Source organism: Longitalea arenae, assembly GCF_016924755.1.
GTDB classification, from domain to species: domain Bacteria; phylum Bacteroidota; class Bacteroidia; order Chitinophagales; family Chitinophagaceae; genus Niastella; species Niastella arenae.
The window spans coordinates 382,652-398,724 of the sequence record NZ_JAFFJX010000001.1 but is presented as its reverse complement, the minus strand read 5'-3'; the positions used below and the strand labels follow the sequence as shown (position 1 = coordinate 398,724).

The following is a 16,073-nucleotide window of genomic DNA, read 5'->3' as shown; positions in this document are numbered from 1 at the left end:
CTACCCTTGCCACCTTCACCATAACAAGATGCTCATGCTAACGCTGCCCATAAGAATTACGATCGCATTCAGCCAGCTGGTTTTATTGAGCTGCCTGCTCGCCTGCCAGCCACCAGCCTCCAAACAACAGGATCTATCAACCACCAGATCGGCTGCAGACAGCAGCTGGATGCTACTGCCATTTGTAAAAACAGACGCTGTTAATCCCATCCTTCAACCCGGTAATGGAACGTTTATCTGTCCTGTGCGCAGGCGATCCATAAAATGGGAAGCAAAAGATGTATTCAATCCTGCCGCCATTGTAAAAGACGGGAAAGTATTCCTGCTCTACCGCGCCGAAGACGCTATTGGCAAATTTGCCGGCACTTCCCGCATAGGACTTGCCGAAAGCACCGACGGGCTGCATTTCACCCGTTTTGCCCAACCGGTTCTTTACCCCGCGCCCGATGAACAGCAAAAATATGAGTGGGAAGGGGGCTGTGAAGATCCACGGGTGGTGCAGGACAGCAGCGGCACTTATTTTATGACATACACCGCTTATGACGGGAAAACCGCGCGCTTAATGGTGGCCTCTTCCAAAGACTTGCTGCGATGGACCAAACACGGGCCCGCATTTGCCAGGGCCTTTAATGGCAAATACCTCAATACCTGGTCAAAGTCAGGAGCCATCGTTTCTAAATATGAAAATGGAAATATCATTGCCCAAAAGATCAAGGGTAAATACTGGATGTATTGGGGTGATGTAAACATTTGGGCAGCCACTTCGAATGACCTCCGGAATTGGGAACCGGTTTTATATTCACCGGGAGAAAAAGCGACTATTCCACTGCGCCATTACGCCAAGGACATACCCGAAATAAAAACCGTATTTGGCCCCAGACCTAAAAAATTTGACAGCGACCTGGTAGAACCCGGCCCACCGGCCATGCTAACAGACAAAGGCATTCTTCTCCTGTACAATAGCCGTAACATTCCTGCTATAGGCGACAGCAGCTTACCGGAAGGCACCTATGCAGCTTCGCAGGTCCTGCTACATAAAAATGACCCCACCCAGGTTGTACAACGCATGGAAAGCTGGTTCATTCAACCAGATAAACCCTACGAAGTGAGCGGACAGGTAAACAGGGTTTGTTTTGTAGAAGGCCTGGTGCATTTCAACAATAAATGGCTGTTATATTACGGCACGGCCGACTCCAAAATAGCTGTTTGCCAATTAGCCAATTAGCCAATGTGCCCTATATTTGTACCTGCCTGGTCTTTCGGCTTGCTACAATTTGCCTGGCCGCTACCGGTATTAGCACTCATACTATGTCAATTGAAGTAAAAAATCTTACCAAACTATATGGTGAGCAAAAAGCGATCGATAACATAACCTTCACTGTAAATAAAGGGGAGATCGTTGGCTTTTTGGGGCCCAATGGCGCCGGTAAATCCACGACTATGAAGATCATCACCGGCTATCTGCAGCCAGATGAAGGTGAAGCTGTTGTATCGGGCATCCCAGTGAAACAGGAACCGTTGAAAGCCAAAACCACCATCGGCTATTTGCCCGAAGCCAATCCGCTGTATTACGATCAGTATGTTCGTGAATACCTCGATTTTGTGGCAGATGTGCATAAACTATCCCCAAAAACAAAAAAAGAACGCATCGAAGGCGTGATCCAGACCGTTGGATTGAGCCTGGAAAGTAAAAAGAAGATCGGCCAGCTGTCGAAAGGATATAAACAGCGGGTAGGGCTGGCAGCCGCCCTCATTCATGATCCCGAAGTATTGATCCTTGATGAACCTACTACCGGCTTAGACCCCAACCAGATCATTGAGATCAGGGAAGTAATAAAATCGCTGGGGCAAAATAAAACGGTATTATTTTCTTCGCACATCTTACAGGAAGTGGAAGCAATTTGCGACCGTGTGATCATCATTAACCGCGGCAAACTGGTGGCCAACGATAAATTAAGCAATCTGCGCCAGCAGGTCGACAGCAATAACCTGCTGCGGGTAACCTTCAAAGAACCCCTGGAGGCCGCCTGGCTCGAAAGATTGAGCAGCATACAATCGGCCAGCAAGATCAGCACCTATGAATGGGAGCTGCTTTGCCATGACGCTACCGAAGCCAAAAGGCAACTGCTGGAACTTGCCCTGCAACATAACCTCAACATCGTTTCGCTGCAATCGGGCGGACAAAGTTTGGAAGATGTATTCAGAAGTTTAACCGCAACACAGGGATTGTAACGCAAACTTTGTTTCTTTGCACGTCCTTCGACCATTCCGCCAATGACGGCATGCGTTTGGGACCGACAATTGAAAAACCGAGCATTTAAATTCAAAAAACTAATACCAATCATGAGTTACATTGCAGACATTCATGCACGCCAGATCTTAGACAGTCGCGGCAATCCCACAGTAGAAGTAGATGTTGTTACTGACAACGGATTTATAGGAAGAGCTGCCGTTCCCAGTGGCGCTTCTACCGGCAAACACGAAGCGGTTGAATTGCGCGACGGTGATAAAAAAACCTATATGGGCAAAGGCGTATTGCAGGCAGTAAAGAACGTAAACGAAGTTATTGCCGACCAACTGATTGGTATTGAAGTAGTGAAACAAGCTTACATCGACGACCTGCTCATCAAAATAGACGGTACCGAAAATAAAGCAAAACTGGGCGCCAATGCTACCCTGGCTGTTTCAATGGCCGTTGCCAAAGCCGCAGCTCAGGAAAGTAACCTGCCCCTGTTCCGTTACCTCGGCGGCGTAAATGCCACTGTATTGCCCATGCCGTTGATGAACATCCTGAACGGTGGTGCGCATGCCGATAACAAAATTGATTTCCAGGAATTTATGATCGTTCCCATCGGTGCACCTTCCTTCAGCGAAGGGCTGCGCTGGGGTGTTGAGATCTTCCATAACCTGAAAACGGTGTTGAAAAAGAAAGGCTATAGCACCAACGTAGGTGATGAAGGTGGTTTCGCTCCCGATATTCAGAGCAATGAAGAAGCCATCGAAACCGTATTGCAGGCCATTGAAGCTGCCGGTTACAAACCAGGCGAACAAATTGGCATTGCCATGGATGCAGCCAGCACCGAGATGTTCGACGAAGCCAAAAAAACGTATAAGTTCTATAAAAGCTCAGGCAAAACCATCAGCAGCGATGAGATGGTGGCTTATTGGGCAGACTGGGTGAAAAAATACCCCATCGTTTCTATTGAAGACGGTATGGCCGAAGATGACTGGGATGGCTGGAAAAAACATACTGAAAGCATTGGCAGCAAATGCCAGCTGGTAGGCGACGACCTGTATGTAACGAATGTAAAGCGCCTCCAGGAAGGTATCAATAAAGGGATTGCCAACAGTATCCTCATCAAAGTGAACCAGATCGGTACCGTAACCGAGACCATCAATGCCGTTCAACTGGCGCAAACCAATGGTTATACGTCTATTATGAGTCACCGCAGTGGTGAAACCGAAGACACGACCATCGCTGATCTGGCGGTAGCCCTGAACTGCGGACAAATTAAGACCGGTTCGGCCAGCCGTACCGACCGCCTGGCTAAGTATAACCAGCTGATCCGTATTGAAGAATTGCTGGAAGGAAATGCTATTTATCCCAACGGAAGAATTAAATTTGGAAAATAACGAATAGTTGCAGGTTACAGGTTACAAGTTACAGGGAATCAAAACATTCCTAATAACTTGTAACCTGGGGACCTGTAAGCCGTAATCGGGGACGCTGATCATTGTGCCCTTGTAACCTGAAACTTGTAACTTGAAACTTTTCAAAAACATACCATCCTGGCTTAAGAACAAGTACTTCCTCACCCTGCTGGTATTCTCGGTATGGTTGCTGTTCTTTGACGACCGCGATATTATTACCACCCACTTTAAACACCGCCACGAACTCAGGCAGTTGGAAAAAAGCCGGGATTACTACCTTCAACAGATCGACACCACCCAAAAGGAGCTGGACGACCTGAAACAGAATGCGGAGATGCTGGAAAAATATGCCCGCGAAAAATACTGGATGAAGAAAGACAATGAAGATTTGTTCATATTACCTGAATAAGTTGTTTTGATGCCTTCTATTGCATCATTCACCGTCTTTTTTTATCTTTCCACCGAATTAGCAATCTCCCATCCAATTTCCTGCACAATAAGAGAAACCTAAATATCGTTTTAAACACGGACGGACTCCGAAATTGACTCTTTCGGAATTTTAAAGGACATAAATGGTTTGCCTATGACTATTCTCTTTACACCGGAGGACCTTTTACGCTATTTGTACAAAGAAACCTCGCCGGCAATGAATGCCGCTATCGAAGCTGCATTGGAGGAAGACTGGACGCTTCGCGAAAAATTAGAAGTATTAAAAGCCTCTGCCCGTAACCTGGATAAGATCGTTGAATCTCCCAGAACAGAAGTTATTATGAACGTTTTGCAATACGCCCGCGAATCGGCTATTGCAACTGCTTAAAGCTTCAGGCAGAACCGGTAGCTCACAATAATGTAATAATCATTGGGCTACATTAATCCACTCCCTTAATTTCGCAGTCATTCTACGTGAAGGAATGACCAGAAAACAACGTTACCAGTTTGTAATTGACTATTTTTTGCATCATGCACCCGATGCGGAAACCGAATTGCTGTATGATAACCCCTACCAGCTATTGGTGGCGGTGATCCTGTCGGCACAATGTACCGACAAGCGGGTTAACATGACTACACCGGCTATTTTTGAAAAATATCCGGATGCGAACAGTTTATCAAAAGCCAGTTTTGATGAGCTGTTCCCATTAATCAAGAGCATCTCATACCCCAACAACAAAACAAAACATCTGATCGGGATGGCCAAAATGCTGCAGGAGCAGTTCAATGGCCAGGTTCCCCTGACGGTAGAAGAACTGGTGACCCTGCCCGGCGTAGGCAGGAAAACCGCTAATGTCATTACCTCGGTAGTTGATCAGCAACCGAATATGGCGGTTGACACCCATGTTTTCAGGGTATCGGCCCGCATCGGATTAACCATAGGGGCCAAAACTCCATTGGCCACTGAAAAACAGCTCATTCAACACATTCCCCGCGAATTGATCCATATCGCTCATCACTGGCTCATATTACATGGCCGCTATATTTGTGTTGCCCGCAATCCCAAATGCGACATTTGCGGCATTAAGCCAGCCTGCAAATACTTTCAAAAATTGAAGAGCAAATAGAGGGTACGCGTTTACCAGTCTAAGTCAATTGAAAGATTATTGGGATGATAAGCTCATAAGCAATGGCTCTGTTTGCGAACAGCCAGGAATGTTGCTGCTTAGGCAACCAGTTTAAGCACCATATTAACCATCAGTTATTCTCCTGCCAACAAGGTCTACTGTAGACGAATTTCTACACTATTCTAAAACATCTATTGTTATGCAATTAGTGGCCGCCCATGGCACCAGATTTTGACATATAACTTATGAGCCATTCGATTTTTTATGCTTTACAGACACCTGTGCATCATATGCCTGTTCATTGTTATTTTCTTTAGCCGCTGTTCTACGTCAGCCGATAACAATCCTGCGTTTAAAAGTCCTGATGGCTACAACCTGAACAAACCTTTCTTATTGAAATTACCTGTAGAGCTGGACGAAATTTCGGGCGTGGCCTTCTATGCACGCGATACGAGCCTATTTGCCATTGGCGACGAATTCGGCTGGTTGTACAAAATTCCTTTGACAGGCAATAAACCCATTCAGAAATGGAAATTTTCAAACCAGGGCGATTATGAAGACCTGGTGATGGTTGATAAAGTGTTTTATGTGTTGCAAAGCAATGGTAATATAACGGCTTTTACTTTTGATGATCATAACCAGATCCTCACCCAGAACCAGGAGTTCCCGGCTTCAGGTAATGAATTTGAGATCCTGTACTATGACCCGCGGCTGTTCAAACTTATTCTGATCTGCAAGGACTGTGAAACAGATAAAAAGAAAGCCCTTACCGCTTATTATTTTAACCTGCTTTATAAGCGGCTCGATGACTCTTCTTCGATCAATGTAACGGCCATTGCCAACATGATAGGAGAAAAAAAAATAAAATTTAAACCCTCTGCCGCAGCCATTCACCCTGTTACCAATGAACTGTTCATTGTATCATCAGTAAATAAACTACTGGTAATAACCGACCGTAAAGGCCAGGTGAAACAAACATATCATCTTGATGCCGCTCTTTTCAAACAACCGGAAGGAATTACTTTTACGCCGGAAGGAGACATGATCATCTCCAATGAAGCGGCTGACCGCGGCGTAGCAAACCTCCTATTTTTTAAATATAACAAGAAAGTGAAACCATGAAGTACCTGTTTGCTCTATATATGCTATTTGCCAGCCACGTATTATTTGCCCAAACCGACGATTCAGTGACTGCACGGATCATTTTAATTGGCGATGGCGGCGCTTTGGCCAATGGCAAACACCCTGTTGCCTCAGCAGTGAAAAATCACTTGTTCCCTGATAAAAAAACCACCATCGTTTACCTGGGTGATAATTTATACCGGCATGGCCTGCCCGATGAAGGAGCTGTAGACTATGTACTGTCAAGAACAGTGCTCGACTCGCAAATGGCAGTAGCTGCCAATACCCCGGCGCAGGTTTACATGGTTCCCGGCAACCACGACTGGGCCAATGGCAGTGCAGATGGCTGGGAAAGCCTGTTGCGCCAGGAAGCCTATGTAAACCTTATGAAAGAGAACAAAGTTGCCTTTGTTCCCAGCGAAGGTTGTCCCGGCCCTGTAGAGGTGCCCATCAGCGATGATGTGGTAATGATCGTTTTCGACAGCCAGTGGTTCTTACACCCGCATGAAAAACCCGGCATTGAATGGGACTGTGAGTGTAAAACAGAAAGCGAGTTCAAGATCCAGCTGTCAGAACTGCTGAACAAGAACAGGAGTAAACTTGTAATCATGGCCTGCCACCACCCTTTTATGAGCAATGGTATCCATGGCGGCTACTTCGGTATCAAGCAACATATTTTTCCTTTCACCGATCTGCGAAAAAAGTTATACATACCCCTGCCTGTTATAGGATCAATTTATCCTATCAGCCGAAGCGTTTTCGGCAGTCCGCAGGATATCAGCCATCCTACCTACACAAATATGGTGAATAGCATACGGGCAGAAACCAAACTATATCCCAATGTAATTTATGCAGCCGGTCATGACCATAGCCTGCAATTGCTCAAAGATACCAACCACTATTATATTGTGAGCGGATCGGGTTGTCAAACCAGCCGGGTAGAAGACAGCAAGAACTCGTTGTTCACCGCAGCCGAACTGGGTTTTGCCGTTCTTGAGGTTTCAAAAAATAAAAATGTACGTGCCAAATTCTATACTGTAAATGTTGATTCGGCAATTGCAAGAGAGGCTTATTCGAAAAACATCATCGACCTCACAAAGCTGCCTGAACTGGCCGAAGACACTGCCAAAGTAAAGATCCCGCCCTATACCGATTACCATGTTTCCCCGGCAAGTAACCGGTACAAGGATGCTTCAAGATTAAAGCGGCTGATCCTGGGCAACAATTACCGTAACATTTGGTCAACCCCGGTGAACCTGAAAGTATTCCGCCTCAAAGAAGAACACGGCGGTTTTACGATCAAAAGTATGGGTGGGGGTAAACAAACCAAATCATTGACGCTGGAAGACAAGAACGGAAAGCAATGGACTTTACGCACCATCGACAAAGACCCGGAACTGGCATTACCCGAGAACCTGCGCAACACCATGGCCTCTGAAATTGTACAGGATATGATCTCGGCAGCCCATCCCTATGCACCCTTGGCTGTTGCCTCCATGGCAACATCGCTTAAGATCCCTCATCCAAGCCCTACATTTTACCTGGTGCCCGATGATCTTGACTTTGGCCAGTACCGTACCGTTTTCGCCAATAAAGTTTGTATGCTGGAGGAAAAAGACGCCTCTTGGGATGGAACCGATACCAAAAGTTCCATCAAGGTATTCAACGAATTGATTGAAGACAATGATAAACGTGTATTACAAAAAGAAGTGCTGAAAGCACGCCTGCTCGACATCCTGATTGCCGACTGGGACCGCCACATGGACCAATGGAAATGGGGCGTACGTGATACCGGCCGCGGCAAATTGTATTATCCTATTCCAAAAGACCGTGACCAGGCCTTTTTTAAAGCAGATGGCCTGCTGATCACCTATATTTCCCGCAAACGGCTGCCCTTTTTAAAAGGTTTGAAATATAGAATTCCCGATGTAAACCACTTATCAGTTGTTTCAAAAGATTTTGACCGGTTGTTCTTAAACGATCTCGACAGAAAAGAGTGGGATTCCATAACCACCGTTTTCAGAAAGCAATTGCCCGATACAGCCATTGTAAAGGCCGTTAAACAAATGCCACCCGAGATCTATGCCATCAATGGCCAGAAAACCATCGACAAGTTGATCAGTCGCCGCAACCTGCTGCAAAAACAATCCCTGAAATATTATGATTTCCTGGCTAAGCAGGTAACCGTACTGGGTAGTAATAAAACGGAATTGTTCAAAGTATATAACCAGGGCGATAGCCTCCGCGTGCAGGTATTGACGAATGAAGGAAAGGATTCCGGATTTGTAATGTACGATCGCCTGTTCGATCCGAAACAAACAAAAGAGATCAGGTTATTCGGTTTCCGGGGCAATGACAAGTTCGACATTTCGGCCAATAAGCCCGGCAAGTCGTTTCTAAGAATCATTGGTGGTAAGGGGGCCGATACTTTTAACGTACAGGGCAATATGAAAAGCTATGTATATGACCTCAGCACAGAAAAGAATTTTCTGACCAGGGGCAAAAATACCAAGCCCCGGTTCAGCACCGATACAAAGGTGAACGATTACGACTTTGACGAATACAAGTTCAATATCTTCCATTTTCCCCGTATAAACCTAGGCTGGAATGCCGATGATGGATTTATGTTTGGTTTCGGATTATGGTACCGCCGGTATGGCTGGCGTAAGAATCCATATTCATCCGAACAACGCTTTTCTGCCTTGTTTGCAGCAGCACAACGTGCTTATCAGTTCAGGTATCGTGGATTGTTTGTCGATGTATTTCCAAGAATAGATTTAGCCATCAATGCAGAACTGAAAGACCCTGCTTTGAATAATTTCTTTGGCTTTGGTAATGAAACGAAGATCAACGAAGATTCAACCATCCGGTACTACAGGGCCCGGTTCAAGAACGTGGAAGCAGACGTGCTGTTCAGAAAAAAGCTGGCCGGTGTGTTAAGTGTATTTGCAGGCCCATCCTATTACCGCTACTGGAATAAACCGGTGAATAACAAAGATTATATTCTCGGCAAACCCTCATTGATAGGATTGGATTCAAATGCAGTTTACTCGGTAAAATCCTATGCAGGCGGTAAAGCAGGCATTTGGATCAACAATGTGAACGACGAACTCTTTCCTACCCGTGGCATCAGCTGGCTGACCACCTTCACCCATTTACAGGGACTCAGCGATAACAGCCACCCATTGACAAAACTGGAATCAGATATGCAGGTATATGCCAGCATGAGCTTTCCGGCAAGATGGGTGACCGTTTTAAGAGTCGGTGCGGGCCGCATCTTCAGCGACAGCCTCGAATATTTTCAGGCTTTGACCCTGGGGGCAAATAATTATTTACGGGGATTCAGGAAAAATCGCTTTGCCGGACATGGCCTGGCGTATGCCAGTCTTGAATTTCGGGTAAAGCTGTTCGATAGTAAATCATATGTTTTTCCGGGCCAGGTTGGTTTGGTCGCATTTAATGATATAGGCCGGGTTTGGTTAAAAGGGGAAAGCAGCCGTAAATGGCATTATGCCTATGGTGGTGGCTTCTATTATGTACCTTATAACATGGTGCTTGTATCTGCCACTGTTGCCTTATCGCGTGAAGAAAGCCTGGTGAATTTTACCCTGGGCACTAAATTGAACTTAACATTTTAATTCTGTTGGTATGTCAACCTACAACGCCCTTCTGATTGATGCAGAAAGTTATGTAAAGGAATTGTTTAAACAGCACCATAATGCAAACCTCGTATTTCATAATTTAGAGCATACCGAAAAAGTAGTAGAACGGGTATATGAAATCGCATCGCATTACAAAATACCCGATAAAGAGCTGCTTGAACTAACATTGGCTGCCTGGTTTCACGATACCGGGCACCTGATGACCGACCCGGCAGATCATGAGGAAAAAAGCGTAGCCGTGATGGAAGCATTCATGCGTAATAAAGCAAATGATGAAGAACTGATCAGCAAAATAGCCGCGCTCATCCGGATGACCCGCTTTCCGCCAGCACCACAAACACTGCAGGAAATGATCATCTGCGATGCAGATACCTATCATTTTGGTTTGCCCGATTTCAAACAGACCAATAAAGCCATGAAGAAAGAATTGGTGCTGCGCAATATGAACACCATGGTGCTCGATTGGGAAAAGAACAGTCTTGAGCTGCTGGAAAAGCACCAGTTCTACACCACTTATTGCATTGGTTTATTGCAAAAAGGAAAAGACAAGAACATTAAAAGACTGAACAAGAAAATAAACAAGACCGAAGGTTTGAACGTGAGTGAAACCTTGCTGGTACCCGGTAGAGAAGATGCCGAAGCTGCTGCTAAACGTAAAAACTCCCTGGTATCGAGAGGCATACAAACCATGTTACGCCTAACGTCAGAAAATCATGTGGAGCTGAGCAATATGGCCGACGGAAAAGCCAGTATCCTCATCAGTGTAAATGCCATTATAATATCAGTTATTCTTTCTGTGCTCGTGCGCCGTATTGAAGTGGATACGCATTTGACGCTGCCCACATTTATTTTTCTCGCTTCTTCCCTGGCTACCATTATTATTGCTATAATGGCCACCCGCCCTAAAGTATCGCAGGGCAATTTCAGCCGGGAAGATATTCTTAACAAGTCAACCAATCTTTTATTCTTTGGCAATTTTTATAAAACGAAAGTGAATGAATACCAGTGGGCCATGAATACCATGATGCGCGACCCGGATTATTTGTACAGTTCATTGATCATGGATATTCACCAACTGGGCGTTGTGCTGGCCCGTAAATACAAACTGATCAGGCTGGCATACACCGTATTTATGATTGGACTATTTATTTCAGTTATTGCTTTTATGATCGCCATTCTGGTACATCAACCGCAACAACCTGTAATTAATTCGAACGTTTCGCCGTACAGCTGATAATATGGAACCGTTTGAGCACATAAATGTCAGGCAGGGCTTTATTAGCAAATACCGCACGAAACAGGTGCTGGTGATCGCTCTGTTGTGGACGCTTATAGATACCGCAGTGTATTTGTTCAGATTCTACCGCGATCATATTGACGAGGCAGAACTGCCATTCGCCATGCAGGCCTGGGTGGTATTGCTATTGCGGTTCGGCCTTATCTTTTTTATCTGCCTGGCCATGGCCTATTTGCTCATTTACCAGTTAAAGCATTTCATCAGGAACCTTCCTTTATGGCTGGGCCTGTTGATAAAAAGCGTTATCCTGGTAGCAGCCGCCTTTCTGCTTAATTTTATTCTGCACTTCACCTATATCTGGTTAATTGAAAAAAAGACGCTAACGCCCGAGCTGGGTATTTCTTACTACAGGATCTTTCAGACCTCGCTGTTTGTTAGTCAGATCTTCCGCTGGCTGGTCGTTTTTCTGATCACCATTTTATTGATTGAAGTCAATGAAAAATATTCCCCCGGCGTATTCTTCGATATCCTCGCCGGCCGCTATATAACGCCGAAGATTGAAAAACGAACCGTTATGTTCATCGACCTGGTTGATTCAACTGCTATCGCTGAACAGCTGGGTCATAAAAAGTATTTCAGGTTCATTCGCGATTTCATTTATTTTATTTCCATAGCATTACTGGAGAACGATGGCCAGATCTACCAATATGTAGGCGACGAAGTAGTGGTTTCGTGGATCGTAAAGAAACGAAACGCCAACCGAAAATGTTTGCAGGCATTGCTTGACTGTAGAAGAATGTTACAGCGGAACAGAAACTATTTCAAAAAACAATATGGCATTGTACCTGAATTCAGGGCAGGCATTCATACCGGCGAAATAACCATTGGTGAAATAGGTGTCATAAAAAAAGACCTGGCAATGAGTGGCGATACGATGAACACCGCCGCCCGCCTGCGTTCGGCCACCAGCGAACTGAACCAGAAAGTGATCATTTCAAAAGACTTTTACGCACAAACCAATTTAAAGAACTGGCAACCGATCAGTCTTGGCCTGGTTGACTTAAAAGGAAAGGAATCAGCCATGGAACTCTACGCATTGAAGCTTTAATTCCAGCCTCGAAGCTGTTGCTGTTTTTCCCCATCATTAGTGACAACCTGCCATTTTAACATCGCATAAAAATTGCGTCTAATATTTGAAATAAATTATATGAACCAGATAAAATATTTAATCGCTATCACTGGCAGTGTGTTGTTGGTCATTGCAGGTTGCCAGGATGCCAATAATGAAAGCGTTATCGCGTTCAATAATGTGGCAGAAGAAGCATCGCTTGATACTGTTCCTAAAAGAACAGATACATCCATGCGGAGAACTGATACGAGCTGGCGCAGGTCAGGATCTGATACAGGCTGGCGCAGGTCTGGCTCCGATACATCTATGCGCAGATCCGGATCTGATACAAGCTGGCGCAGGTCTGGATCCGATACAGGCTGGCGCAGATCTGGCTCCGATACATCTATGCGCAGATCGGGTTCTGATACAAGCTGGCGCAGATCTGATACTTCGATGCGGCGCTCAGATGCACAAATGGGCAGAACAGATGCATCCAACAACAGATATATTGACCTTCGCACAGGGCAGCCGGTTGAATTATATTATGATGCAAAAACAAGAAGAACCTATTCCGCTGCTACCAATGAACCGGTTGAATTTTATGTAAACCCCGCAACACGTGATACTATCTATGGCCGCGGGAGGTATATAGTAAACAATTATCTTATCAGAGGTACTGATGGCACTTACAAGCTGGATGAAAGCAGGATCAAGATCAGCAAAGATGAAATAAAGATCAAGGAAGGCGATAGAAAGTTTAAAATGGAACAAGGCAAGATGAAGATCAAAGATGCGGGTCAAAAGGCCAGATCAGGCAGAGATACAACAACAAGAATGGGTATTGATACTATGAGGAATCAATAGTCAATCATGTTTTGTTTACATATACCGATCCCTTCCGCAAACCGGAAGGGATCTTTATTTAGGGAATACTATGCATAACCACAGATGTTGTCGTTTTTCCCCAGAATTAATATTGATTAAACCATTGTTCAAGAGCGCACAATAATTGCTTATAGTCATGTAAATCCTAGTATGAAAAAGTTTGAACAATTATTAGCAATTACAGCCAGTGCCCTGATCATCGTAAGTTGCCAGGATGCTAACAATCAAAGTGATGTTACTGAAGATACCCTGGCAAATGAACAGTCAGCAGCCGATACCACACCCAAATCGAATACACAATATGTTGACCTGAAAACAGGACAACCGGTTGATCTGTACTATAACCCAAAAAAGAAAAGGACCTATTCTGAAAGTACCAACGAACCTGTTGACCTGTACGTGAACGTGGCAACCGGAGATACCATTTATGGTCAGGGCAGATACGTTGTGAACGGTTACATTGTCAAAACCGAAGATGGCACATATAAACTGGACAACAAGAAGATCAAGATCGATGGAGATGAAATTAAGATCAAAGAAGGGAATAAGAAGTTTAAAATGGAAGATGGCGAAATGAAGATCAAGGATGGAGATGTAAAAGTAAAATCAGATGAAGATGAATCAAAGCTGAAGACGGAGGATATGAAGCTTAAAAAGGAAGCCGGAGAAGATACAAAGATGAAAAAAGACTAACATCGCGCGAAAGGAATTGCCTATTGCTTAATGTCTATTGCTAATTGATCCCGGTGCCAATCTTGTTTTGTTTATATAAAAAATCCTCCCGGCATTGTCGGGAGGATTCTATTTTTAATGAAGTTATATTATCAGTTTACCCGGCCCAGCATTTCCTGTAACTTCATTACCAACTCTGTTTTGGTAATAGGTACACCCATGATCTTGTTATACCCTTTCGCATCAACGAAAAACTGGTCGCGGATGATCTTGATCAGCTGCCCGTTATTGATCTCGGGGATCAATACCTGGTCGAAGTTCTTCAATATAGCGCCCAGGTTTTTCGGGAAAGGACGTACATAGCGTAAATGCGCATGGCTTACTGCATATCCCTGTTGCTGCATTTCGGCCACCGCACTTTTAATAGCCCCATAAGTACTACCCCAGCCAAGCACCAGTATCTTTCCTGTCTCGGGACCACTGTCAAGCGTTTGCTCAGGAATATAATCAGCTATTTTATCAACCTTTTCCTGCCTGATCTTTACCATCAGCTGATGGTTCTCGGGATCATAGCTCACATTACCGGTATTGTTTTGTTTTTCCAGACCGCCAATACGGTGTTCCAATCCGGGTATACCAGGTATAGCCCAGGGGCGCACGAGTTTTTCATCACGCAGGTATGGTTGGAACTTTTCTTCACCGTGCCCTAACTCAGTTTTAAATTTCACCAGGATCGGGGGCAGATCATCGCTTTTGGGAAATCGCCAGGGCTCAGCACCATTGGCAATATAACCATCGCTCAGGAAGATCACCGGCGTCATATGCTGAACGGCGATACGCACGGCCTCATATACAGCACTGAAACAATCACTGGGGGTGCTGGCCGATACGATCGGCATGGGACATTCGCCGTTACGGCCATAATAAGCCTGTAACAGGTCGCTTTGTTCCGTTTTAGTTGGCAAACCGGTTGAAGGACCGCCACGTTGCACATCGATGATCAATAAAGGAATTTCCAACATCACGGCCAGGCCCATTGCTTCGCCTTTCAGCGCCATACCGGGGCCCGAAGTAGTGGTAACTCCCAAAGAACCGCCATAAGCAGCACCAATGGCAGAAGCAATACCAGCGATCTCATCTTCGGCCTGGAACGTTTTTATGCCGAAGTTCTTATGGCGGCTTAATTCATGTAAAATGTCTGAGGCAGGTGTAATGGGATAAGTACCCAGGAACAATTGCAAACCGCTTTTTTGAGAAGCGGCGATCAACCCATATGCTACCGCCTGGTTACCCATGATAGAACGGTATTCACCAGCATCCATCCGGGCTTTATCTACTTTATAGCGGGTGGTAAACGTTTCCGTTGTATCCCCAAAATTATAACCGGCCTGTAAGGCTTTCACATTACTATCAAGGATCTCCGCTTTCTTACTGAACTTATCTTTCAGGAACTGGATGGTGTTCTCCATATCGCGGTTATACATCCAGTACAGGAAACCCAGCACGAACATATTCTTGGCACGGTCCTTTTCCTTCGTGCCCATGGTAATATCTTTCAGCGCCTCGCGGGTCATTTTGGTTACATCCATTTTAATGACCTCATAGTTCTCAAGGCTGCCGTCTTCCAGCGGGTTTACACCATCAGGGTAATTGGCCAGCCGCAGGTTCTTGGCATCAAAACCATCCGTATTGGCTATTATCTTGCCACCCTTCTTCAGGGCTTTCAGGTTCGATTTTAAAGCGGCCGCGTTCATAGCTACCAGCACATCACATTCGTCGCCGGGCGTAAATACCCGGTCGCTCGAGAAGCGCAATTGGTAACCGCTCACACCAGGCAGGGTACCCTGGGGAGCACGTATTTCGGCCGGAAAATCAGGGAAAGTGGCTAGGTCTATGCCCAGCAATGCAGTATTGTTAGTAAACTGAGTACCGGTTAACTGCATCCCGTCTCCGGAATCACCGGCAAATTTGATCACTACATCCTGCAGGACCTGTTCTTTACGAATCATTTGACTGTTGTTCTAGTTAATTTGCAAAATTAGGATAAGTTAAGACAGAATGTTGACTTTATTGCCCGGCGTTTGGCGTTATTGGAAAGCCCGCGTTCAGGGAAATGCCGTGCTGGCAAGGGTTTTCAAATTATTAAAGCCATCCGGCTGCCTCTTTAATTTCTGCAG

At 45.2% G+C, this 16,073-nt stretch carries 13 protein-coding genes; 12 read left to right on the top strand and 1 reads right to left on the bottom strand.

Annotation, left to right across the window (positions count from 1 at the left end):
- The first annotated feature begins 34 nt into the window (after window positions 1–34).
- From JT717_RS01745 to JT717_RS01690, 12 genes are all read left to right on the top strand, one after another.
- Window positions 35–1,225: a glycoside hydrolase family 130 protein gene (locus JT717_RS01745; protein ID WP_205508464.1), complete on the top strand. Its 1,191-nt coding sequence runs from the start codon at window positions 35–37 to the stop codon at window positions 1,223–1,225.
- A gap of 83 nt (window positions 1,226–1,308) precedes the next feature.
- Window positions 1,309–2,232, top strand: coding sequence for a gliding motility-associated ABC transporter ATP-binding subunit GldA (gene gldA / locus JT717_RS01740; RefSeq protein ID WP_205508463.1), 924 nt, complete (start codon window positions 1,309–1,311; stop codon window positions 2,230–2,232).
- A gap of 111 nt (window positions 2,233–2,343) precedes the next feature.
- A complete protein-coding gene (gene eno, locus JT717_RS01735) occupies window positions 2,344–3,633 on the top strand; it encodes a phosphopyruvate hydratase (RefSeq protein ID WP_205508462.1) in 1,290 nt (429 codons plus the stop codon).
- 130 nt (window positions 3,634–3,763) lie between these two features.
- Window positions 3,764–4,060 carry an FtsB family cell division protein gene (locus JT717_RS01730; RefSeq protein WP_205508461.1) on the top strand — a complete coding sequence of 99 codons (297 nt, stop codon included), beginning with the start codon at window positions 3,764–3,766 and terminating at the stop codon, window positions 4,058–4,060.
- 174 nt (window positions 4,061–4,234) lie between these two features.
- Window positions 4,235–4,468, top strand: coding sequence for a hypothetical protein (locus tag JT717_RS01725; RefSeq protein WP_205508460.1), 234 nt, complete (start codon window positions 4,235–4,237; stop codon window positions 4,466–4,468).
- A gap of 94 nt (window positions 4,469–4,562) precedes the next feature.
- Window positions 4,563–5,207, top strand: a complete 645-nt coding sequence (gene nth, locus JT717_RS01720; protein ID WP_205508459.1) for an endonuclease III — start codon at window positions 4,563–4,565, stop codon at window positions 5,205–5,207.
- Window positions 5,208–5,471: 264 nt separating this feature from the next.
- Window positions 5,472–6,329 carry an SdiA-regulated domain-containing protein gene (locus JT717_RS01715; protein WP_205508458.1) on the top strand — a complete coding sequence of 286 codons (858 nt, stop codon included), beginning with the start codon at window positions 5,472–5,474 and terminating at the stop codon, window positions 6,327–6,329.
- Window positions 6,326–9,967: a BamA/TamA family outer membrane protein gene (locus JT717_RS01710; protein ID WP_205508457.1), complete on the top strand. Its 3,642-nt coding sequence runs from the start codon at window positions 6,326–6,328 to the stop codon at window positions 9,965–9,967. The genes JT717_RS01715 and JT717_RS01710 overlap by 4 nt, the downstream gene beginning before the upstream one ends.
- 10 nt (window positions 9,968–9,977) lie before the next feature.
- Window positions 9,978–11,225, top strand: coding sequence for a Pycsar system effector family protein (locus JT717_RS01705; protein WP_205508456.1), 1,248 nt, complete (start codon window positions 9,978–9,980; stop codon window positions 11,223–11,225).
- A 4-nt stretch (window positions 11,226–11,229) separates the two neighbouring features.
- Window positions 11,230–12,336 carry an adenylate/guanylate cyclase domain-containing protein gene (locus JT717_RS01700; RefSeq protein ID WP_205508455.1) on the top strand — a complete coding sequence of 369 codons (1,107 nt, stop codon included), beginning with the start codon at window positions 11,230–11,232 and terminating at the stop codon, window positions 12,334–12,336.
- Between the two features lie 99 nt (window positions 12,337–12,435).
- Window positions 12,436–13,203, top strand: a complete 768-nt coding sequence (locus tag JT717_RS01695) for a hypothetical protein (RefSeq protein ID WP_205508454.1) — start codon at window positions 12,436–12,438, stop codon at window positions 13,201–13,203.
- 171 nt (window positions 13,204–13,374) lie between these two features.
- Window positions 13,375–13,917, top strand: a complete 543-nt coding sequence (locus tag JT717_RS01690; RefSeq protein WP_205508453.1) for a hypothetical protein — start codon at window positions 13,375–13,377, stop codon at window positions 13,915–13,917.
- Window positions 13,918–14,048: 131 nt separating this feature from the next.
- On the opposite strand, the gene JT717_RS01685 is transcribed toward JT717_RS01690, so the two are convergent.
- A complete protein-coding gene (locus JT717_RS01685; RefSeq protein ID WP_205508452.1) occupies window positions 14,049–15,905 on the bottom strand; it encodes a 2-oxoacid:acceptor oxidoreductase subunit alpha in 1,857 nt (618 codons plus the stop codon).
- Window positions 15,906–16,073 lie beyond the last annotated feature (168 nt).

Coding starts and splice junctions, on each gene's coding strand:
- JT717_RS01695 (WP_205508454.1), top strand. CDS start 12,436: ATGAACCAGATAAAATATTTAATCGCTATCACTGGCAGTGTGTTGTTG.
- JT717_RS01710 (WP_205508457.1), top strand. CDS start 6,326: ATGAAGTACCTGTTTGCTCTATATATGCTATTTGCCAGCCACGTATTA.
- JT717_RS01690 (WP_205508453.1), top strand. CDS start 13,375: ATGAAAAAGTTTGAACAATTATTAGCAATTACAGCCAGTGCCCTGATC.
- JT717_RS01685 (WP_205508452.1), bottom strand. CDS start 15,905: ATGATTCGTAAAGAACAGGTCCTGCAGGATGTAGTGATCAAATTTGCC.
- nth (WP_205508459.1), top strand. CDS start 4,563: ATGACCAGAAAACAACGTTACCAGTTTGTAATTGACTATTTTTTGCAT.
- JT717_RS01700 (WP_205508455.1), top strand. CDS start 11,230: ATGGAACCGTTTGAGCACATAAATGTCAGGCAGGGCTTTATTAGCAAA.
- eno (WP_205508462.1), top strand. CDS start 2,344: ATGAGTTACATTGCAGACATTCATGCACGCCAGATCTTAGACAGTCGC.
- JT717_RS01705 (WP_205508456.1), top strand. CDS start 9,978: ATGTCAACCTACAACGCCCTTCTGATTGATGCAGAAAGTTATGTAAAG.
- JT717_RS01715 (WP_205508458.1), top strand. CDS start 5,472: ATGCTTTACAGACACCTGTGCATCATATGCCTGTTCATTGTTATTTTC.
- JT717_RS01725 (WP_205508460.1), top strand. CDS start 4,235: ATGACTATTCTCTTTACACCGGAGGACCTTTTACGCTATTTGTACAAA.
- gldA (WP_205508463.1), top strand. CDS start 1,309: ATGTCAATTGAAGTAAAAAATCTTACCAAACTATATGGTGAGCAAAAA.
- JT717_RS01745 (WP_205508464.1), top strand. CDS start 35: ATGCTAACGCTGCCCATAAGAATTACGATCGCATTCAGCCAGCTGGTT.